Source organism: Nocardia sp. NBC_01388 (assembly GCF_045040085.1).
GTDB lineage: Bacteria > Actinomycetota > Actinomycetes > Mycobacteriales > Mycobacteriaceae > Nocardia.
This window is the reverse complement of sequence record NZ_CP109553.1, coordinates 2,107,227-2,126,770: the sequence shown is the minus strand read 5'-3', so window position 1 is coordinate 2,126,770 and position 19,544 is coordinate 2,107,227. Positions and strand designations below refer to the sequence as shown.

Genomic DNA, 19,544 nt, shown 5'->3' with positions numbered 1-19,544 from the left:
ATTGCGACAGTAATGACACGGCGCCAGCAGGTTTCCCGAGCGGGACGGCCGCCGCCCGTCGAAATCAGACCTTGCCGGGGACCGTTTCGGATTCCTGTTCCACAGTCTTGGTACGGGTTGTGTTGTAGCTGTACGCAATTCCGCCGACGAGCACTGTCAGGAGCACGGCGGTGGTGCCGTAGGTGCCGAAACCCAGACCGCCTTTGTCATGCGATTTGGAGAACAGGTCGCCGACGGTCGCACCGAGCGGGCGGGTGAGGATGAAGGCCATCCAGAACAGCAGAACGCCGGACACATTCGTGAAGTAGTGGGCCGCGAGGATGACTGCCATGACGACCGCGACCAGCGCCGCACTACCCCAGTAGCCCAGCCCGGAGCTGTCGGACAGGTAGTCGCCCAGCGAGGTGCCCAGGGTGTTGGACAGCAGGATCGCGGCCCAATACAGCGTCTCCCCACGGAGATTCGTGATGTCGCTGACGTCGAAGGTCTGGCCGCTGCCGCGCCAGACGAGGAAGACCACCGCGAGGCCGCTGATCAATAGTGCTGCCCCTGCGCCGTAACCGAGACCGCCGCCGGTGTCCGTACCGTCGCCCGGACCGCGGTTGATCAGGTCGGACATGGTGGTGCCCGCGGTGCTGGTGGCCGCGATGACGGTCCAGTACACGGCGGGCCGGAAGTGCCGGGACCGTAACTGGACGCCCAGACTGACCACGAATATGGCCAGGAACAGCACCGACGCGGCCGCGTATCCGAGGTGAAGCGTTTGTGCGAGCAAATCGCCGCCGGTCTCTCCGAGCGTCGTGGCGGCAATCTTCAGCACCCAGAATATTGCCGTGACCTGGGGGAGTTTGTATCCGGCATTCGCGGGCGCGGATGGCATGCGTGTGTGCCCTCTCTCGGCGTGGAATCTGACGGACGATCGACAAACGAAGTTTGCCGGTAGTCCGCTGTGAACACGCTGAGATCCGTGGATCGGTCAGACGGCGAATCCGATTGCCATCAGAATGAAGCCGAAGAGCTTTGTCAGATCACGCCATGCAGTGGTGGCGCGGTGTCGTGTAGTAGCGACCTGCCCAGGGGCCGGGGTGACTATTTGCCCGGTTCGCCGATCCGGGCCCGCCCCTCCACCACATCCTGCGCGAGTGTGGAAAGCAATAGCTGATGGTTGCGCGCATACCGGCGCAGCACGGCGAACGATTCGTCCATGGTCAGTGCCATTCGGGTCGAGACGATGCCCTTGGCCTGCTCGATGACAACACGGCTGGACAGGGCTTGTTCCAATTGCGCACTCAGCGTGCGACTCTCGTTCAGTTCACGCTCGCGCAGCAGGGTGATCGCAGCGGCATCGGCCAGGGATTGACCGAGAATCAGTGCCGCCGGATCCAGCGGCTCCGGACCGTCGCGGTAGAGCACCAGCGCGCCGACCGGTGATTCACGCGTCCGCAGGGGGACGGCCGCCACCCGGGTATAGCCGAGCGTGTGCGCCCGAGGGACGTAGCGCCGCCAGCGCTGCCGGGGGATCGGACCGTCGAGCACAGCCTCGGCCACCGGCGCACCGGTCCGGCGACAGTCGTAGCCGGGGCCTTCCCGCCAGGCGGATGCCTCTGTTTCCAATTGTGCGACTTCGGGATCCGAGGCGCCGCTCACCGGAGCTCCCGATTTCTCGTCGAGGATGACCGACGCCGCGCCGACACCCAGTACTTCGACACTGCAGTCCGCGAGTGTGGTCAGCAGAGCCGGTATGTCGTAGTCGTCGCGCAGCGTTTCGGCCAACGACACGAACGCATCGGCCAGCCGCTGATCCGGCCTGGTCATGACTTCCCCTTATTCGAGTCTCGTGGCTCCGAGATTGATCTGCTGTGCGACGGTTTCCAAAGGTTCTCCGGTAGCGAACGCACGGGCCTTGATGAGGGCCAGCGCATCGCTGATCGAACACTGCTGCTGTTCCGCCAGTCGCCCGGCAGCCTGGTGCACCACCGGCCGGTGATCGGCTCCGCCGTACAGCCCAGGGTCACCGTCCGGGCCGAGCAGCACACCACCGACCGACAGCGCGTCGGCCACCTCGATAATTATCCCGGATTCCGCCCAGCCGGGCTGCGGATCGAAAACCGTTAGCGCACCGATGGATCCGGCAGGCGTCCGCAACGGTACAGCGACCACGGCGGCGACGCCGAGAGCCGCCAGCGCGGATCCGTAACAGGGCCAGCGTTCTTCGATCGCGGGCCCGGCGGCCGCGACGAGCCGGCGGTCGCGCGTCGCGTCCACGGCCGGGCCGGCGCCGAGGACATATTCCAAATCCTGTGCACTGCGCGCGGATTGGTTCGATGCGGCAACCGCGAGCTGACTCCGATCGGCGCCGACCAGCGTGAGCGCGGCGCTTCGGGCTCCACAGGCTTCCGCGACCCCCGCCATGAACACCGGGGGACGAGTGCCGCGATCCACCAGCCATGCTGTCACGCGGCGAGCGTAGGACTCCTGCAGGCGCGCAGCCGCAAGATGGCGGGCCGTCATCCGGTGGTGCATATCAGCCATGTTCAGGTGGAACTGCCGACCCGTTTCGGCGGCGAGACGTTCGTGCCGCTCGGCCGATACCTGCTGTCGCGCGGCGCGTTCCCGAGCCCGTGTGACATTCAGCCACGCGGTGGCTACCTGTGCGGCAATCGATTCCGAACCGCTGCTCGATGCGGTCATGGTCATAGCATACGACTCTCGGCCTCAGCTGACGGCGCCGTTTGCGATGTCCTCCATCAACAGCACAACGCCACCCTTGTGCCCGGCAAACGGAGAACAGGTCACCGAGCACTGGATGGTGCGTCCGATGCGATTCACCGACGGGACGATGAGCGCACCCGCCTGTTTGCCGGAAGCGATGCACTCCTGAATGGTGTCGTGCAGTTCAGTGGTGGGCAATCCGAAGCTCAACGAGAAGAAAGGCTCGTCGAGCGCCTCGTCGGCGCGCAGGCCCCACAGTTCGCTCGCACCGCGATTCCAGCTGCGCACCTTCATATCCGCGGAGAGCACGACGACCCCGGCCGCGATACTGCTCATCACGCCTTCCAGGAAAGCACGCGCCTCGTCGAGATCCATTGTGCGGAGCTGCATCTCGTCGTTCATGGTTTCGAGCTCTTCATTGCCGGACTGGAGTTCCTCGTTGGTGGTCTCCAGCTCCTCGTTCGTGGATTGCAGTTCCTCGTTGGTGGTCTCCAGCTCCTCGATGCTGGATTGCAGTTCCTCGTTGGTGGTCTCCAGCTCCTCATTGGTCGACTGAAGTTCCTCATAGGCGGTCTCGAGATCTTCCCGGACTCGTTTCACCTCGTCCTTGAGCCGTGTTGCCAGGGTGACATCGGAAAAGGTGATATTGATGACGACCGGAAGACCGGGTCCCTGCGAGATCGGCTGGATGAGAATGTCGAAATACTGCACGTCCTCACCGAGACGGCGTTCAGCCGCATTAACGCGCAGCGTCCGGCGCTCATGCGTGGCCTGGTCGATGAGCGAACGCAGTTCCGTAGGCCGATAAGACAATTCGAGGTCCTGGAAGGGACGGCCTATATCGTTCATCGAGATGCCGAACTGGGATCGCGCCTGATTGTTGATCATGACGACGGACCCGTCCGCGTCCAGCGCGATACCTGCGCCGGGAGCCGCGTCGAGTATGAGCTCACGCAACTGGCGCATGCGTGTGGCCGCCTGGATTTCCGCGCCGACGCCCGGCCGGATCTTCATCTGGGACGGAGCATACGGCCGGCCGCCGCCCGGGCGGCGGCGGAAGATGCGCTGGCGGATACTGATCGCTTCGAAACGCTCGCTGTCGCTCAGCAGCATTTCGGCCTTACCGAGGAACAGGTACCCGCCCTCTCGCAGGGCGAAATGGAAGCGGTCGATAATCTGGCTCTGCGCCTCGACATTGAAGTACATCACGGTATTGCGGCACACCAGCAGGTCGAGCCGGGAGATCGGCGCATCGTGCGTGATGTCGTGGCGGCCGAAGATCACCCTCCGCCGCAGATCGGGGCGGAAGACGAATTGGGCACCGCTCGGTTCGAAGTACTTCTCGCGGAACTCCGGAGACAGCGCCTCGAGCGACTTCGCCGGATACAAGCCCGCCCGCGCTTCCCGCAGCGCTTCCTCGTCCACATCGGTGGCATAGACCTTGACGCGGTTCATGCATTCGTCGATACCGAGCGCCTCCGCGAACATCATGACGAGCGAGTACGCCTCTTCACCGCTCGAACAGCCCGCACTCCACACCCTGATGTCGGACTCGGGCGCGACGGAGGCGAGCACCTCGGGCACCACCTCACGCTGCAGCAGCGTCCAGGCGTCCGGATCGCGGAACACGGCAGTGACATTGATCAGGATCGTATTGAACAGGGTCCGGAACTCGTCCGCATCGGCCTCGAGCCGGTCGCGGTAGTCCGGGTAGGTCAGCACCGCAACCTCACCCATTCGTTTGCGAATGCGGCGACTGAGGGTGGAGCGCTTGTAACCCGTGAAGTCGAACCCACGCGCATCACGAATAAAGCCGAGCAGATCCTCGAGCTCCTGATCGAGTTCCGCACCAGCCGGTTCGGTCATTACTTCCTCTCTGAGTCGACGAGTTCGCGAATCACGGCCGCGATCTCGTCAAGAGGTAGCACGAAGTCGACGCAACCGGTGCTCACCGCGGCCTTGGGCATGCCGGTGAATTCCGCGGTGGCCGGATCCTCGGCAATGACGGTGCCGCCGCGCGACTTTACCGCCTCCACCCCCATGGCTCCGTCGCTACCGGTTCCGGTCAGCACACAGGCAATGGCCCGTGCCCCGTAGGCGCCCGCGATCGACTCGAAGAGCAAATCGGCTGAGGGACGCAGAAAGTGAACCAGCTCGCTGCTCGACAGCGTGACGACGCCCCCGGCGCCGACCAGCAGATGCCGGTCGGGCGGAGCCAGATAGACGGTACCCGCGACGGCGCGCTCACCGGTCTCGGCGAGTTTGACATCGAGTTCGGTTCTGCGCGCCAGGACTTGGGCGAGCACCGTCCGGTGTCGCGGATCCAGATGCTGCACAACGAATATCGGCACCCGAAGGGCGGGGCCGAGCGCACCGAGCAGTACGCCGAGCGCGGTGACGCCCCCTGCGGACGAGGCCACCGCCACCACGTCGAACTGCTCCGAGGGATACCGTCCGGACGTCATACTTCGAGCCTAGCCCGGTTTTCCGGCTCCAGGTCCGGGCCGTTCAGTCGCTCTCGAACCCGTGCGCCTGGGCTACGAGATCGAAAAACACCCACACGCCGCCCCTGTCATAGGAATCCGGATCCTCGGAACCGCCGAGGAACGGATACGGGGTGGCGATGTAGACCTCGTCCTCCGCGAGCGGGCCCAGCCGCCGGCGAATTGCCGAAACATGCTGTGGCTGCAATACATAGGTGAGAAAGTCCGGATCGAAGAGCACTCGGTCGATGAACGCGGTCACGTCCGAGAAGGCGCCGTAGCCCTTGGTGCCGGGACTGTACGGATCGAGCACCGCGTACTCACCGGTGCGCGTGCTCATCAGAAAGGCGTGACCGAGGTCCGAGTAGCCCACCACGGTGTCGAACCGGGGGAAGTGCGGCGCCCACGCCGGCATCACCTGCTCGAAGCGGTAGGGGCCGACCAACTGGAAGGGGACACTTGTCACTGGCCCCATCCAACCAGAGTCGGCACCGCCCACCCGATCCGGCCTGTTCCGCGCCCGCGGGGAATCGGGCCCTGCGAGCCACACGGAGTCGCTGTCGCGTCAGCGTTGTAACTACCTGGGGATTTTGCGGAAATGTATGCCGCATGTTTGCGAAGATGACGAGATGTCGGGCGAGCTTGGGCGGTTGCGCTCCATCAATAACGCGGCTCTACTGGTCGAGTTCGGGGCCGGCCGAGGGTTGACGATGGACTCCATGCTGGTGCACACCGGCATCAAGGAGAGCGATCTGACCGAACCGGCGGCGGAGATCGAGCTCGAGCAGGAGTTCGAGTTGATGGCCAATATCCTCGCCGGGACCGATGACGAGCCGGGACTCGGGCTGCTGGCCGGAATGCAGTGCCATCCAACAAGTCTCGGCATCTGGGGCTTTGCGATCAGCACCAGTCCGAATCTGCGCCACGCCTTGGAGATCGGGCTGCGCTACGTCGACCTGTCCTTCACCGCCGCCCTGCACCGCCTGGACAAACGCGGCGCCGACGTCGCGATCCTCCGGGACGACAGTATGGTGCCGCCCGGTATCAGGCGGTTCGCGCTGGAGCGTGATCTGGTAGCGATCGGCACGGTCCAGCAGGATCTGCTGCCGATGCGACTGCCCGCCGTCCGGCTGGAGGTCCCGCTGGAGCGACATCCCATGTACGAGACGGTGTTCGCCATGCTCGGCGTCTCCGATATGACTTTCGGCGCGCCGAAGCTTGTATTGACGCTGCAAGCGTCGTCACTGGAACTGAAACTGCCGCAGGCGAATCCGGCCAGTATGAAGATCTTCGAGGAGCAGTGCGCGCAGATCGTGCAGCAGCGGCAGCAACGCGGCGGAATCAGCGGGCAGGTCCGGGAACTGCTCATTCATCGGCAGGGGATGGCCGATCAGTCCGATATCGCAGCCGATCTGGGCCTCAGCGTGCGCACCCTGCGGCGTCGCCTGGCCGACGACGGGACGACATTCCGGGAGTTGAGCGGCGAGACCGTCGGCCTGCTCGCCGAGGAATTGCTCACTGCCGGACTGACTGTCGAGAGTGTGGCGTGCCGGCTCGGCTATGCGAGCGTGTCCGCATTCGGCTCGGCCTTTCGCGCCTGGAAAGGTCAGACACCGGGCCAGTACGCCCGGCAGAGCCGCACCCCGCGACTGCGCGCCGTCGGCGATCAGAGCTGGCGGCCACCCACCTGAGCCGAATCCACGGCACCGCAGGCTCGGCCATGGCGGCGCGGTTACCGGTCGATCAGCACACTCCGAGTTACATTTCGCTCACCTGACCGCTGCTCGACCGTGAAAGCGAGCGTGATGACCATGAGCGAGACCTGGCCCGGCGAAACCTGGCCTGCCCCTGGTGAGACCCTGGTCGAACTGGATATCTTTCCGCCCGAACAGCATCGCCGCTGGACCGTACTGCTGCGCGCGCTGCTGGTGATTCCGCAGGCGATCGTGCTGTGGTTCCTCAGTATCGCAGCATTCTTCGTGGTGGTGTGCGGCTGGTTCGCCGCACTGGCGACCGGGCGCCTGCCGGACTGGTGCGGTGACTATCTGCGCGGCTATTTCGCCTACACCACACGGGTATCGGCGTATTCGATGCTGCTGGTCGACGCCTACCCGCCGTTCGCCTGGAACCCGGCGGACTATCCGGTGCGCGTGCTGTTCCCGGCGCCGACACCGCTGAATCGGGTGGCGGTGCTGTTCCGGCTGGTGCTGGCCTTCCCGATTCTGGTGTTCGCCAGCTGGCTCATGACCGGCTGGGCGATCATCGCGATCGTGCTGTGGCTGATCGTGCTCATCACCGGCCGCATGCCGCGCTCGGTGTTCGAGGCCGTCGCGGCGGTGCTGCGCACCCAGATTCGGACGCAGGCCTACACCTATCTGCTGACGCCCGCGTACCTGAAGGGCATCTTCGGCGATCAGCGGCCGCTGCCGGTCGCCATGCCCGGTGCGCCGTGGATCGAGCCGGTGCCGCAGTCGCCGACGCGGCCGCTGCTGCTCTCACAGGGCGGTCAGGTGCTGCTGATCCTCATGCTCATCCTCGGCATTGTGGCGGGTCTGCTGGAGAACGTGGTGGGCGGCAGCAGTTCCGACGATGACATCGATTCACTTGCTTGGAGTGCACTCCAGGTCACTACCGTGATCGCATGAGCAAAGTTTGGTTCATCACCGGAGTCTCACGAGGATTCGGCCGCGAGTGGGCACTCGCGGCATTGGAGCGAGGCGACAGCGTCGCGGGCACCGCGCGCGATCTGAGCACGCTCGACGATATCGTCGGCAAATATCCCGATACCTTCCTGCCGATCCGGCTGGATGTCACCGACCGCGACGGCGACTTCGCCGCGGTACAGCAGGCTGCCGAGCGGTTCGGGCGGCTGGACGTGGTTGTCAACAATGCCGGATACGGACAGTTCGGCATGATCGAGGAGCTCACCGAGGACGAACTGCGGGCGCAGTTCGAAACCAATGTCTTCGGCGCGCTCTGGGTCACGCAGGCGGCCGTGCCGATCCTGCGGGCGCAGGGCAGCGGGCACATCCTGCAGGTCTCCAGCATCGGCGGCATCTCCGCCTTCCAGAACCTCGGCGCGTACCACGCGTCGAAGTGGGCGCTCGAAGGGTTCTCGCAGTCCCTCGCACAGGAAGTCGCGCCGTTCGGCATTCATGTGACGCTCATCGAACCCGGCGGTTTCGGCACCGACTGGTCCGGTCCGTCGTCCAAGCACGCCACCCCGAATCCGGCCTACGATGCGGCCCGCGCGGCCCGGGCCTCGCAGCGTTCCGGCATGCCCAGCGGTGATCCGACCGCCACCGGCGCCGCGATTCTGGCCGTGGTCGATGCGGACGAGCCGCCGCTGCGCATCTTCCTCGGCGAGGTCCCGCTGGCCATCGCCACCGCCGACTACGAGTCGCGGCTGGCGCTGTGGCGCAAGTGGCAGCCGGTTTCGGCTGCCGCACAAGGCAACTGACGTAGGTGCGACAGAGCAGGGTGCCCACGGTGTGGGCACCCTGCTCTGCTGTCTGTTGTCGTAGCGAGTGCTGTTCGGCTAGCGGCGATAACCACGCACCGCGAGGAGAATCCCGGCGATGAAGACGACCGGGCCGATGATGGACCAGGTGACGGTATTGCTCATCGGGCTGCCCGAGACGACGCCGAAGCCCTGCAACGACCAGAGCAGGCCGGCCAATCCGATGATGACGCCGAGCGCTACGAGAATGGGGCTGCGCATGAGCTGCCTTTCGGTTGCACCGCGAGGGGCGGCGAATTCTGATTCCACACTAACCGCCACCGGATGCGCGGGCGCGGTGACTATCGGTGGATAGTGGAGGTGTGCCAGCAGAAAAGCCTTCCGCGCAAGATCGCCCGGGCGCGCCGGTCGGGCGTCGCGTGGTGCTCGGGCTGCTCGCGGCGGGTGCGGCGGGTGTGCTCGGCGGCGCCCAGCTCCAGAAGGGTCTGGAGGCGGTGCTCGGGCCGATCGGCATCCGTGATCCGACCGGTCTGGTCGGACTGCTGCCGGTGGGCAATACCTTTCGCTTCTACTCGGTCACCAGCGGCGCTCCCAAGCGCGATGCGAGCAATTACCGGCTCGATATCACCGGCCTGGTCGACAACAAGCGCACCCACACCCTCGCCGATCTCCAGGCCATGCCACAGACGAACCTGGTCCGCGATTTCCAATGCGTGACCGGCTGGCGCGTGCCCGAGGTGCACTGGAGCGGCGTCCGGCTCTCGGATCTGCTCGACGACGCCGGGGTGAACAGCGCGGCGACGGCGGTGCGGTTCACCTCCTTCGACGGGACCTATTCCGAGAGCCTCACCCTCGCGCAGGCGCGGCGCGCCGATGTTCTTGTCGCACTGGAGATGATCGACGGGCCGGTCACCCATAATCACGGCGGACCGGTACGCCTGTACGTCGCGCCGATGTACGGCTACAAGAGCTGCAAATGGCTTTCCGGGATCGAGCTGACCAGTGAGGTGGTTCCGGGCTACTGGGAGCACCGGGGTTACTCGATCGACGGCTGGGTCGGGCAGTCGAACGGACGTAATGATGACCCGACCAGCTGACGCGGCCGAGCGCGACCTGCACCGGTTCGGCCGTGCCGAACGCTGGGTGCACTGGGCGACCGGAGTGCTCGTCATCATCTGCATTCTCACCGCCGCGATCCTCTACAACGGTTCGCTCGCGGTAATGGTCGGCAACCGGCACACCGTCGAAATCATCCACGTCTATTGCGGATTCGCGCTTCCGGTACCGATCCTGCTGGGTCTGGTATCACGGGCCTATCGCGCGGACCTGTCCCGGCTCAATCGTTTCACCAAGGCCGACTGGTTGTGGTTCCGTTCCAAACGCCGCCGCCTGACGGGTGCGGAGGTCGGGAAATTCAATGCGGGACAGAAACTCAACGCGGCACTGAGCGCCGGCTCGATTTTCGTCCTGCTCGGCACCGGCATCGTCATGTACTTCCCGGACTGGACCCGGCTGGCCTGGCGCACCGGCGCGACCCTGATGCACGACTGGTTCGCACTGGCCTTCGGAATCCTGGTGGTGGGCCACCTCATGTACGCACTGCGGGATCGAGAAGCCATGCGCGGCATGCTCACCGGGAAAGTGTCCGAGTCCTGGGCCACGCACGAACATGAGCTGTGGGCGGCTGAGAACGACGCGCAGCCGTAGCGGTCCGGCGCGCCGGCCGTCTATTCCGCTGCTCCGAAACGCAATTCAAGTTCAGCTGTTGATTTCGGCGGTGGCGGGTGCTGGGAGCAGGCCGGCGGCGAGGTCGAAAAACGCTCGGGCGGAAGGGGGTTGGGGGCCGTCCTGACGGTAGACCAGGGCTACGGTGCGGTGCAGGAGTCGCGCAACAGCTTTGCCATGTCCAGGGTCAGCGGCGGGCATTCCATCATGCCGACCGCCACATTGCCGCGCATGGCCATCACGCCTCGTTCGGGGTGCGGCTCGAATACGCCGGACAGGCGAACGATTCCGTGGAAATGCTCGCGACCATGATCGTGATCGTCACCATCGGCATTGTCATCGACCGCCTCTTCACCGCCGCCGATCACGCCCTCCGCAACCGCCGTGGCCTGATCGCGGAATGAATTACGTCAGAGGCCGGTGAGGCGTGTGTGAATTCGAGTGAGCAACTCGCCGGTGCGGAATGGCTTCAGCAGATAGTCGGTGGCGCCGGCCGCCATCACCAGTTCGATGAAGTCCGGATCGTTTTCGTCGGCGAGGACAACAATCGGCACCACCGTGTGCCGGCGCAACTGCAGGCAGATCTCCGAACCCCGCAGATCGGGAAGGGCGAGGTCGACCAGAACCAGGTCTGGATGCCAGCTGTCGGTCGTGATCAGCGCCTGTCCACCGGTGGCGGCCGGCATGGCGTCGTATCCCGCCTTCGCCAGGACGATGGCCGCCATTTCGGCCACCGCGGGATCGTTCTCCACGATGAGCACCTTGACGAGCTCGGAATTACTTCGGCCGAGGGGAACGGGCGGTAGTGCCGTCCGAGATACCGCTGGCGGATATTGGTTCATGGCAGTTCCTTCGCCTACGGGATCCCCGACCCGCGACCCGTGTCATGTTGAATTGCCAGCACGACCAACGGACCTTGACGCTATACCCGTCTGCAACCATTCAGCAATAGAAATGTGAGCTAACCCCGCGTTAATTCGCGGGGATCTCACACTCATCGCTATGCGGTCACGGTCCGGGCCGCTGGCTGCGGCTTTCGGGTCGAGCGCAGGGTCCTGGTGATCAGCAGGCCGAAGACCGTGACCATGAGGATCTGAGACACGTTGGCCGCCATATTGATCGGCAGCACATAGATGGCAGCGATCCGCAGCGAGGCATCGATCGGCAGGGCGATGCCCCACACCGGCGAGACCCGGAACCAGCGGGCGCGCATGGCGGCGGTACTCGCGATGGAGCGGAATTCCTCCTGCTGCGCGGCGCCGCCCGCACGAGCGAAACGCTGTGCGGCGTAATAGGCGAGCGGGCGATCGATGAGGCAACTGCCGACCAGGACCACGCCTGCCGTCAAGGATCCGGAGGAGTCCTTGGCGAGAATGAAGCGGGGATCACCGGTGGTGAAGCTCAGCACGAGACCCGCACCGAACAGGGCGAGCAGGAACAGGGCGAAGGGGTCGAGGGTCCGCTGGCGCAGCGCTACCCAGACCATCCGCAGGCCCGCCACGACGGTGCCGTTACCGCTATGACACAACAGCCTTGGGCCCGAATCACCAGAGCCGATGCCGAAAGCGATGCGGGCAGGCTGGCACCACCCCGCGCTCCCTGTGATCCCGGCCGAATCGGTCGGCACCTGAGCCGTCAATCTCGTGCTGCCGGAACGATACTCACTGCCGCTGTCGAACGAACCTCGACCCGATCGAGGCGGGCGGGCTAGTCGGCGGTGCGCAGGGCGTCCATGACCAGGTCCAGGAGGCGGTCTACCTGGTCGGGGGCATCGCCGGCGGCGGTGCAGATTCCCAGGAGCATGAGGGTGAGGTCGTCGGGGTTGATATCGATTCGGAGGGAATCGGTTTCGGCGCCGGCGGTCAGGAGGGTGGCGATGGCGGCGGTAATGCGTTCGCGGGTGTTCGGAGTGGTGATGCGGCCGGTGGCCCAGCCGGCCCGGAGGGTGTCGATCATGCCGCGCTTGGTGGTGAAGAAGGTGGCGTACTTGCCCATCCAGGCTCGGAGGGCGGCGTCCGGGGGGAGTTCGCGGAGGAGGGCGGCGGCGCTGTCGGTGACCTCGTCGAGTTGGGTGGCGTAGACGGCCTCGACCAGGTCTTCGCGGGTCGGGAAATGCCGGTAGAGGGTGCCGATGCCGACACCGGCTTCGCGGGCGACGCCCTCGAGTGAGACGGGACCGGCGGCCGCGGCGAAGGCGGTCCGGGCGACGGCGAGGAGTTTGTCGCGGTTGCGCACGGAGTCGGTGCGCGGGGTGCGGGTGGTTCTGGGCGTCGCGGCGGGGTCCTCGGCGCTGGGTGGGGTGTTGCTCGGTTTCAAATCGGAGGCCCCTCCGGTTCAGTGGTACGCTCAAAGTAACGGAGGCTCCTCCGCTTATCTCATCGTCTCATACGGAAAGAACAGCCATGAGCGTGAACAACACACCGTCCGCCCAGCTCACAGCCGCCGGTGTTCCGCGCGCCGGTGGCAACGGGACCCTCGGGCGGCATACGGTCTCCCGCATCGGTTACGGCGCAATGCAATTGGAGCGCCTGCACGATGACCGCGACGCCGCGATCGCACTGCTGCGGCGTGCGGTGGAACTCGGCGTCGACCATGTCGACACCGCCGAGTTCTACGGGTTCGGGTTCGTCAACGGGCTCATTCGCGACGCATTCAGCGCTGACGACGGTGTTGTCGTCGTGAGCAAGGTGGGCGCCGACCCCAATCCCGGCGGTCGTATTCGGCTGCGCCCGGCCCAGCAGCCCGACCAGCTGCGGGCCAGCGTCGAGGACAATCTGACGTCGCTCGGCCTGGAACAGATTCCGGTGGTCAACCTGCGCCGCCTGGACGCCGGGCCCGGCCTGCGGGCCGAGGGTGACCAGGTGGTGGACCTGGACGACCAGCTCGCGGCGCTGATCACGCTGCGCGAGGAGGGCAAGATCGGCGGGATCGGCCTGAGCAGCGTGACGCTCGACGGGCTGCGCCGAGCCCTTCCGGCGGGGATCGTGTGCGTGCAGAACGCCTACAGCCTGGTGATGCGCGGCGATGAGGACATGCTGCACCTGTGCGCCGCCGAAGGCATCGCCTGGATGCCGTATTTCCCACTGGGCAGCGCTTTTCCGGGTCTGCCGAAGGTGACCGATGCCCCGGCCGTCATCACCGCCGCGCAGGCGCTGGACCGCACACCCGCGCAGGTCGGCCTGGCATGGCTACTGCATCACGCGCCGAATGTGCTGCTGATTCCCGGTACCGCCGATATCGGCCATCTCGAGGCCAATGTCGCCGCCGGAACGATCCCGCTGGACGACGCTGCCCTCGCCGCGCTGGATGCGGCCGAATCATTCTCGAACGACATCCGGCTCGGCTGAGCCACAGCGCATTTCGATCAGTTTCGAGAACCGACCAGATCAGGTTCGAGCGCCGAGTCACGACGATTCGACGCCTCGGACCGCCGCAACCACAGGGCCGTCGCCGCGAACAGCGCGAGTGTCAGCCAGATGTAGGCATTGTGGTCGAAGAAAGCGAACGGGCTGCGGTTCGGAAAGTCGAAAACACTGCCGAAGTGGATGCCGACCAGGTCGAACGCGCCACCGGAGGTGACCAGGAAGACCGCCACCAGCCCCAGCGGCGCCACGATTCCGCGGCGGCGCAAGGCGAGATCACCCAGGTAGACCAGCAGCGGTGCGATCCACACCCAGTGGTGAATCCAGCTGTAGGGCGAGACCACGGTGGTGGTCAGTCCGCACAGCACGATCGCGGGCAGTTCGCGCCCGGTCGCCGACAGCCGCCGCGCCAGCAGCAGGCAGACCACGGTGATGGCGAGGGCGCCTGCGAGCCACAGCAATTGGAGCTCGTGGGCGCCCAGGGAACGGGCGATCATGCCGCGCAGCGACTCGTTCTGCGGGTTTGTCGGAACACCCACTCGCGCCGGATCGTCGAAGGCGCCGCCCCAGAACGTCACCGAATCCTTGGGCAGCACAGCCAGACCCACCATCATGGTGGCCACGAGCGAACCGACCGCGGTGGCAGCGGCCCGGTATCGGCGCGTCACCAGGAAATAGAGCACGAAGAACACCGGGGTCAGCTTGATTCCGGCGGCAATGCCGGTCAGCACACCCTTCCAGCGCGAGGAATCGGGCAGCGCCATATCCGCCAGCACGAGCAGCAGCAGCAGAATATTGACCTGCCCGAAGGCCATGGTCTCCCGAATCGGCTCGCACAGCATGAGCAGGCCGGCGATCGACAGGCCCAGCACCACGAGCCGCCGATCCCGCCGATAGCCCAGGACCGACAGCGCCGCCCACATCGACCCGGCCAGCATGGCGAAATTGCCGAGCGCGCCGATCCAGGTGAACCAGGCACCGCGCAACGCCACCAGAGGTACGAACAGCAGTGCGCCGAACGGTGAGTAGACGAACTCCCAGACACCGCGGGTGTGTCCGCGCAGCGGGGTGTCATAGACCGAAACACCATCTGTCACGCGCTGCGCGGCGATCTGATAGGTGCCGAGATCGACCAGGTGCATCATGGTCCGCGGTGCGGCCAGTACCTGGTGCAGATAGTAACCGCCCGCCGCGGCGCCCAGTAGCGCCACCACCCAGACCACCGCCGATGGAATCGTGCGCCGTTGCGGCACACCGCGATTCACGGCTGTCACCTGCTCGATCGTCGACAACGCCATACCTATCCCCACTGCAGAGTGCTACCTATAACCCGCCCCACCGTAGTGACACAGCTCCGTGCCCGCCAGGCGGCGGCCGCGTGCAGCGCGTGGACCTGGCGTGTCACCTTTCGCGCCTGCGATTCGTCAGCACTATGAGTCACCCGTCGACAGGGAGTGTGATCGTGACGCGTCTCGACCTGCCGGCAGCCGAGTTCGAGGGGCAGCGCCCGCGCTTGAAATCGGTGGCCTATCGCATGCTCGGTTCGCTGGCGGAAGCCGATGACGCCGTGCAGGAGGCGTGGCTTCGGCTGGCCCGCACCGATACCGGCGAGATCGGCAATCTGCCCGGCCGGCTGACCACCGTGGTCAGCCGGTTGTGCCTGGACATGCTCCGCACCCGGACCGCGCGGCGCGAGGAGCCGCTCGAGGTCCGCATGCCGGATCTGGTACTCGGCCGCGACGATTCGACCGATCCGGAACTGCGGGTGCTGCTGGCCGATTCGGTGGGACTGGCTTTGCAGGTGCCGGCGGAGCTGGCGCGACCGGAACGGCCGGCCTTCGTCCTGCACGATATTTTCGGGCTGCCGTTCGGACAAACCCCGCTAACTCGCCTCAGCCGAGGTGGACGCGGAGCACGTCGCCGCGTCCGGTGGCAACCATCAGGTCATCAGTGCCCGGGACCGGTACCACCGCAGCCATCGGGCTGCCGGTCAGCACGGTGCAGGCGGTGTGGGTGCCGGGGTCGACGCGGACCAGGGTGCCCGCGGTGGTGGCGACGTAGAGGAATCCGCCGGGGCCGGTGGTGAGGTCGTCGGCCAGGCCCAGGTCCGCGGCGGTGCTCTGCGCCGAGGGCGCATCGACCGGGATACGCAGGATGCGCCCCTGCGGGCTCAGATAGACGGTGGTGTAGACCGAATCGCCGTCGACGGCTACACCGTTGACGCCGAACGTCTTCGCCTGTGCGGTCCAATCGGCGTCGATGGTGCCGTCGTTGCGGACGCGGACGACACCGGAGGTGGTGTCGGCGATGTAGAGATTGCCTGTGGCGTCGAATGCGGCGCCGTTCGCCATGCCGAGACCGTCGACGAAGACCTCGGGTGCGGGCGCGGCGGCGGTGGGGTCGAATCGCACGATGCCGCTGTTGTGCGTGCCGGGCAGCATGTTCAGCGTGGTGTCGCCGTACACGACATACATCAGGTGATCGGGACCGAGGCGGATCGCACCCGGCGAAGTCACCGAGACGGACGCGGTGACCTTGCCCACCGAGTCGTAGCGCTGCACCACATTTCGATAGAGCCGCGATACCCAGAGGTTGCCCTGCGCGTCGTAGCCGAGGTTCTCGGCCCAGTCGACGAACGGGATGTCCGGCCCGGTGACCGTGGTCGCGGCGGCGGGGGAGCAGGCCGGGGATTCGGCGTGCGCGGCGGCGGGTGCGGCGACACCGGCGGCCGTCAGAGCCACGAACGCGGCACAGGACGAAGCGACCCCGCGATACCGGAAGCGGTTGCGGACATGGGGGTGGTTCGGCCGCGAATCCGGCACGAGCTCTCCTGCGGTTCGAGTGGTTGCCGCGAGAACGCTCGCAGCGGGTCCATGCATGGTAGGTACAGTCGCGGATTCTATGCCTGGGTGCACGGCACCCAGGCACGGTTCACCGTCGAATTCAGTCGGCGCAGCGCGCGGTGCGCAGGCCGAGCCGGGCCAGTGCTTCGACGGTGGGGCCGGGCTCGGGCTGATACAGCATCAGGCGCTGGCCGGCGGCCCCGCGCACATCGAAGGACTGGTAGGTCAGTCGAAGCAGGCCGACCTCGGGGTGGCGGAATTCCCGGGGATCGGTGGTCGCGGCGCACAACGTGTACGAACGCCAGAGCTCGGCGAATTCGACACTGGCAGAATTCAATTCGTCGATCACCAGCTGTAGTCGCGAATCGTCCGGATACATGGCCCCGACTTGCCGGAACGCTGCCACGATCGCCTGGCAGGTCCAGGTCCAGTCGACGCAGAACTGCGGACTGACCGGCTCGAGGAAGGTCATGCGCGCCAGATTGTCGATGCGCGGATATACCGAGAAGAACGCGTCGGCCATCGCATTGGTGGCGAGGATGTCCATGGCCGGATTCAGGACGAAAGCCGGTGCGGCCAGATAACTTTCCAGAATTTGCCGCAGCACCGGACCGACCACCTCTACCGGCTGCCCCGGCATGGCGACGCCCGCGAGCCGGTAGAGGTGGTCGCGCAGTGCCACATTCAGCAGCAGCGCCCGGCTCAGCGCATCGAGCATCTGTGCGGAGGGATGGCGCTCGCGCCCTTGTTCGAGACGCGTGTAGTAGTCGGTATTCATCCCGGCCGACTCGGCGACCTCCTCGCGGCGCAGCCCGGCGACCCGGCGCCGGCCGTAGGAGACCAGCCCGATCTCGCCGGGGCGCACACTTGCCCGCCGCGCACGCAGGAAGTCGCCGAGCAGGTTGTCCGTCATGCCGCCCAGGCTAGGCCGCGACCCGGTGTGACGTGCCCCGAGCTACTCGATAGCAGCCCTGCGCTCGTCGCCCGAACCCTGGCGCGCGCGAGTCCCGTTGTGTTACAACAGGGTTACTAGTAATTGCATAAGCTAACTATCTAGGAGGCTGTGGAATGTGCGGTATTACCGGCTGGGTGGCATTCGATTCCGATCTCACCCAGGAACAGCAGATCCTCGAAGCAATGACGGAAACCATGGCCTGCCGCGGTCCGGACGGCCGCGGCACCTTCGTGCACACCCACGGCGCACTCGGGCATCGACGGCTCGCGATCATCGATCTGCCCGGCGGGGCCCAGCCCATGGGTGTGCGCACGCCCGCGGGCGAGGTGGGGCTGGTGTACTCGGGTGAGACCTACAACTTCCGGGAGTTGCGCACCGAACTCACCGGGCTGGGCCACACCTTCGACACCGACAGTGATACCGAGGTGGTGCTACGCGGCTATTTGCAGTGGGGCACAAGCGTTGTCGACCACCTCAATGGCATGTACGCCTTCGCCATCTGGGATCAGCGCACCGAAACGCTGGTCATGGTGCGCGACCGGATGGGCATCAAACCGTTCTACTACTACCCGACTCGCGACGGGGTGCTGTTCGGATCGGAACCGAAGGCCATTCTGGCAAATCCGCTGGCGCGCAGGGCGGTTGACCTGGACGGTCTGCGGGAGCTGTTCACGCTCACCAAGGCGCCGGGCTGGTCGCTGTGGAAGGATATGCGCGAGGTACTGCCCGGAACGCTGATCACGGTGGACCGCAACGGCATTCACCCGCGCACCTACTGGCGCCTGAATGCGGTCGAGCACACCGACAGTCGCGACGACACCGTAGCGAAGGTGCGCGAGCTGCTCACCGATATCGTCGACCGGCAGCTCATCGCGGATGTGCCCCGGTGCGTACTGCTCTCCGGCGGACTCGATTCCAGCGCCATCACCGGGCTGGCGGCCGCCAGGCTCGCACAGCAGGGCGAACAATTGCGCACGTTCTCGGTGGACTATGCCGACCAGGAGGAGAACTTCGTCCCCGACGAGATGCGCGATACCCCCGATTCACCGTTCGTGCGGGAGGTGGCGGCGCTGGTGCGGTCCGCGCACGAGAATGTGGTGCTGAATCCGGCACAGTTGTCGGATCTATCGGTCCGGCGGGCCGTCATCGCCGCCCGCGATATTCCCGCCGGTCTCGGCGATATGGATACGTCACTGTATTTGCTGTTCAAGGCGATTCGCGCGCAGTCGACCGTGGCGCTGTCGGGTGAGTCCGCCGATGAGGTCTTCGGCGGCTACCGCTGGTTCCACGACGAGGTGGCCGTCAAGGCCGACACCTTTCCGTGGATGGCGTTCAGCAACCCGCTGGCCGGTGAGTCCAGTCTGCAGGTGCTCAATCCGCGGCTGCGCGAGCGGCTCGATATCGAGACCTATATCGGCGACCAATATCTGACCGCCGTCGCCGAGGTCGAGCATCTGGACGGCGAATCCGAGATCGAACATCGCATGCGCACCGTCTGTCATCTGCATCTGACCCGGTTCGTGCGCGCGCTGCTCGATCGCAAGGACCGCGCGTCCATGGCCGTCGGTCTGGAGGTGCGGGTGCCGTTCTGCGATCACCGGCTCGTCGAATACGTTTACAACACACCGTGGTCGATGAAGACCTTCGACGGGCGCGAGAAGAGTCTGCTGCGGCACGCGACCAAACATGTGCTGCCCCACTCGGTGGCACAGCGGGTGAAGAGCCCCTACCCCTCGACTCAGGACCCCGGCTACGCGGCCAATCTGCAACAGCTGGCGAAAGAGCTGCTCACCGAGCGTGATTCGGCCCTGTTCGATCTGGTCGATCGAGCGTGGCTGGAGGGAGCCGTAATCCAGGACCCGGCCACACTGGAGAGCCACACCCGCGTCGGACTCGACCGGGCGATAGACCTGCACACCTGGCTGGACATGTATTCACCCGAGCTGCAGCTGGACTGACCGACTCGGTGGAAAAAGCAAGCTGTCGAGGCAGGAATTCCTGCCT

General features: G+C 65.7%; 20 protein-coding genes and 1 pseudogene. 8 read left to right on the top strand and 13 right to left on the bottom strand.

Annotated elements, in window-relative coordinates; translation table 11 throughout:
- Positions 1 to 64: 64 nt before the first annotated feature.
- The 6 genes from OG716_RS09895 to OG716_RS09870 form a co-directional block, all read right to left on the bottom strand.
- Complete coding sequence (locus OG716_RS09895; RefSeq protein WP_405137337.1) at positions 65 to 880, bottom strand: hypothetical protein; 816 nt, start codon at positions 878 to 880, stop codon at positions 65 to 67.
- Positions 881 to 1,089: 209 nt separating this feature from the next.
- Complete coding sequence (locus OG716_RS09890) at positions 1,090 to 1,815, bottom strand: ANTAR domain-containing protein (protein WP_405137336.1); 726 nt, start codon at positions 1,813 to 1,815, stop codon at positions 1,090 to 1,092.
- Between the two features lie 9 nt (positions 1,816 to 1,824).
- The gene (locus OG716_RS09885) at positions 1,825 to 2,691 is read right to left on the bottom strand and encodes an ANTAR domain-containing protein (protein ID WP_405137335.1); all 867 of its coding nucleotides are present in this window, start codon (positions 2,689 to 2,691) and stop codon (positions 1,825 to 1,827) included.
- Between the two features lie 24 nt (positions 2,692 to 2,715).
- Entirely contained in the window at positions 2,716 to 4,578 is a 1,863-nt protein-coding gene (locus OG716_RS09880; protein WP_405137334.1) for a CheR family methyltransferase, read from the bottom strand.
- Complete coding sequence (locus OG716_RS09875) at positions 4,578 to 5,177, bottom strand: chemotaxis protein CheB (RefSeq protein ID WP_405137333.1); 600 nt, start codon at positions 5,175 to 5,177, stop codon at positions 4,578 to 4,580. Before OG716_RS09875 ends, OG716_RS09880 begins: the two co-directional genes overlap by 1 nt.
- 43 nt (positions 5,178 to 5,220) lie before the next feature.
- Entirely contained in the window at positions 5,221 to 5,661 is a 441-nt protein-coding gene (locus OG716_RS09870) for a T6SS immunity protein Tdi1 domain-containing protein (RefSeq protein WP_405137332.1), read from the bottom strand.
- 163 nt (positions 5,662 to 5,824) lie between these two features.
- Here OG716_RS09870 and OG716_RS09865 point away from each other — a divergent pair, with 163 nt between their 5' ends.
- The 3 genes from OG716_RS09865 to OG716_RS09855 all read left to right on the top strand — a co-directional run bounded on the left by OG716_RS09865 (position 5,825) and on the right by OG716_RS09855 (position 8,655).
- Positions 5,825 to 6,886, top strand: a complete 1,062-nt coding sequence (locus OG716_RS09865) for an AraC family transcriptional regulator (RefSeq protein ID WP_327139544.1) — start codon at positions 5,825 to 5,827, stop codon at positions 6,884 to 6,886.
- A gap of 120 nt (positions 6,887 to 7,006) precedes the next feature.
- On the top strand, positions 7,007 to 7,840 hold the full coding sequence (locus OG716_RS09860) for a DUF4389 domain-containing protein (RefSeq protein WP_405137331.1): 834 nt from the start codon (positions 7,007 to 7,009) through the stop codon (positions 7,838 to 7,840).
- On the top strand, positions 7,837 to 8,655 hold the full coding sequence (locus tag OG716_RS09855; RefSeq protein ID WP_405137330.1) for an SDR family oxidoreductase: 819 nt from the start codon (positions 7,837 to 7,839) through the stop codon (positions 8,653 to 8,655). The genes OG716_RS09860 and OG716_RS09855 overlap by 4 nt, the downstream gene beginning before the upstream one ends.
- Before the next feature lie 78 nt (positions 8,656 to 8,733).
- Here OG716_RS09855 and OG716_RS09850 read toward each other — a convergent pair whose 3' ends face one another.
- Positions 8,734 to 8,916, bottom strand: a complete 183-nt coding sequence (locus OG716_RS09850; RefSeq protein ID WP_327139547.1) for a hypothetical protein — start codon at positions 8,914 to 8,916, stop codon at positions 8,734 to 8,736.
- A gap of 101 nt (positions 8,917 to 9,017) precedes the next feature.
- Between OG716_RS09850 and OG716_RS09845 the strand changes: the two genes are divergently transcribed.
- On the top strand, positions 9,018 to 9,752 hold the full coding sequence (locus OG716_RS09845; protein ID WP_405137329.1) for a molybdopterin-dependent oxidoreductase: 735 nt from the start codon (positions 9,018 to 9,020) through the stop codon (positions 9,750 to 9,752).
- Positions 9,736 to 10,362 carry a cytochrome b/b6 domain-containing protein gene (locus tag OG716_RS09840; protein WP_405137328.1) on the top strand — a complete coding sequence of 209 codons (627 nt, stop codon included), beginning with the start codon at positions 9,736 to 9,738 and terminating at the stop codon, positions 10,360 to 10,362. The genes OG716_RS09845 and OG716_RS09840 overlap by 17 nt, the downstream gene beginning before the upstream one ends.
- A 428-nt stretch (positions 10,363 to 10,790) precedes the next feature.
- Here the strand turns inward: OG716_RS09840 and OG716_RS09835 are convergent, their stop codons facing one another.
- The 3 genes from OG716_RS09835 to OG716_RS09825 form a co-directional block, all read right to left on the bottom strand.
- Positions 10,791 to 11,222: a response regulator transcription factor gene (locus OG716_RS09835; RefSeq protein ID WP_405137327.1), complete on the bottom strand. Its 432-nt coding sequence runs from the start codon at positions 11,220 to 11,222 to the stop codon at positions 10,791 to 10,793.
- A gap of 158 nt (positions 11,223 to 11,380) precedes the next feature.
- Positions 11,381 to 11,881: a VC0807 family protein gene (locus OG716_RS09830; RefSeq protein WP_405137326.1), complete on the bottom strand. Its 501-nt coding sequence runs from the start codon at positions 11,879 to 11,881 to the stop codon at positions 11,381 to 11,383.
- Positions 11,882 to 12,087: 206 nt separating this feature from the next.
- Positions 12,088 to 12,615 (bottom strand): TetR/AcrR family transcriptional regulator, encoded by a 528-nt coding sequence (locus OG716_RS09825; protein ID WP_405139617.1) that lies wholly within the window; start codon positions 12,613 to 12,615, stop codon positions 12,088 to 12,090.
- 167 nt (positions 12,616 to 12,782) lie between these two features.
- Here OG716_RS09825 and OG716_RS09820 point away from each other — a divergent pair, with 167 nt between their 5' ends.
- Positions 12,783 to 13,727: an aldo/keto reductase gene (locus OG716_RS09820; RefSeq protein WP_405137325.1), complete on the top strand. Its 945-nt coding sequence runs from the start codon at positions 12,783 to 12,785 to the stop codon at positions 13,725 to 13,727.
- Between the two features lie 17 nt (positions 13,728 to 13,744).
- On the opposite strand, the gene OG716_RS09815 is transcribed toward OG716_RS09820, so the two are convergent.
- Complete coding sequence (locus tag OG716_RS09815) at positions 13,745 to 15,040, bottom strand: glycosyltransferase 87 family protein (RefSeq protein WP_405137324.1); 1,296 nt, start codon at positions 15,038 to 15,040, stop codon at positions 13,745 to 13,747.
- Between OG716_RS09815 and OG716_RS09810 the strand changes: the two are divergent.
- A pseudogene (locus tag OG716_RS09810) lies at positions 14,971 to 15,414 on the top strand (sigma factor); the annotation flags it as partial. The gene OG716_RS09815 and the pseudogene OG716_RS09810 overlap by 70 nt on opposite strands.
- A 220-nt stretch (positions 15,415 to 15,634) precedes the next feature.
- On the opposite strand, the gene OG716_RS09805 reads toward OG716_RS09810, so the two are convergent.
- Both OG716_RS09805 and OG716_RS09800 read right to left on the bottom strand, forming a co-directional pair.
- Positions 15,635 to 16,564, bottom strand: coding sequence for an SMP-30/gluconolactonase/LRE family protein (locus OG716_RS09805; protein WP_405137323.1), 930 nt, complete (start codon positions 16,562 to 16,564; stop codon positions 15,635 to 15,637).
- A gap of 121 nt (positions 16,565 to 16,685) precedes the next feature.
- The gene (locus tag OG716_RS09800) at positions 16,686 to 17,498 is read right to left on the bottom strand and encodes a helix-turn-helix transcriptional regulator (protein WP_405137322.1); all 813 of its coding nucleotides are present in this window, start codon (positions 17,496 to 17,498) and stop codon (positions 16,686 to 16,688) included.
- Between the two features lie 155 nt (positions 17,499 to 17,653).
- On the opposite strand from OG716_RS09800, the gene asnB reads away from it, so the two are divergent.
- Entirely contained in the window at positions 17,654 to 19,498 is a 1,845-nt protein-coding gene (gene asnB / locus OG716_RS09795; RefSeq protein WP_405137321.1) for an asparagine synthase (glutamine-hydrolyzing), read from the top strand.
- Positions 19,499 to 19,544: the final 46 nt, after the last annotated feature.

Bases quoted from the DNA above. Each gene is read 5' to 3' on its own strand.
- OG716_RS09880 (WP_405137334.1), bottom strand. From the start codon at position 4,578: ATGACCGAACCGGCTGGTGCGGAACTCGATCAGGAGCTCGAGGATCTG.
- OG716_RS09840 (WP_405137328.1), top strand. From the start codon at position 9,736: ATGACCCGACCAGCTGACGCGGCCGAGCGCGACCTGCACCGGTTCGGC.
- OG716_RS09875 (WP_405137333.1), bottom strand. From the start codon at position 5,177: ATGACGTCCGGACGGTATCCCTCGGAGCAGTTCGACGTGGTGGCGGTG.
- OG716_RS09865 (WP_327139544.1), top strand. From the start codon at position 5,825: ATGTCGGGCGAGCTTGGGCGGTTGCGCTCCATCAATAACGCGGCTCTA.
- OG716_RS09885 (WP_405137335.1), bottom strand. From the start codon at position 2,691: ATGACCGCATCGAGCAGCGGTTCGGAATCGATTGCCGCACAGGTAGCC.
- OG716_RS09895 (WP_405137337.1), bottom strand. From the start codon at position 880: ATGCCATCCGCGCCCGCGAATGCCGGATACAAACTCCCCCAGGTCACG.
- OG716_RS09855 (WP_405137330.1), top strand. From the start codon at position 7,837: ATGAGCAAAGTTTGGTTCATCACCGGAGTCTCACGAGGATTCGGCCGC.
- asnB (WP_405137321.1), top strand. From the start codon at position 17,654: ATGTGCGGTATTACCGGCTGGGTGGCATTCGATTCCGATCTCACCCAG.
- OG716_RS09800 (WP_405137322.1), bottom strand. From the start codon at position 17,498: ATGACGGACAACCTGCTCGGCGACTTCCTGCGTGCGCGGCGGGCAAGT.
- OG716_RS09835 (WP_405137327.1), bottom strand. From the start codon at position 11,222: ATGAACCAATATCCGCCAGCGGTATCTCGGACGGCACTACCGCCCGTT.
- OG716_RS09820 (WP_405137325.1), top strand. From the start codon at position 12,783: ATGAGCGTGAACAACACACCGTCCGCCCAGCTCACAGCCGCCGGTGTT.
- OG716_RS09860 (WP_405137331.1), top strand. From the start codon at position 7,007: ATGAGCGAGACCTGGCCCGGCGAAACCTGGCCTGCCCCTGGTGAGACC.
- OG716_RS09850 (WP_327139547.1), bottom strand. From the start codon at position 8,916: ATGCGCAGCCCCATTCTCGTAGCGCTCGGCGTCATCATCGGATTGGCC.
- OG716_RS09890 (WP_405137336.1), bottom strand. From the start codon at position 1,815: ATGACCAGGCCGGATCAGCGGCTGGCCGATGCGTTCGTGTCGTTGGCC.
- OG716_RS09815 (WP_405137324.1), bottom strand. From the start codon at position 15,040: ATGGCGTTGTCGACGATCGAGCAGGTGACAGCCGTGAATCGCGGTGTG.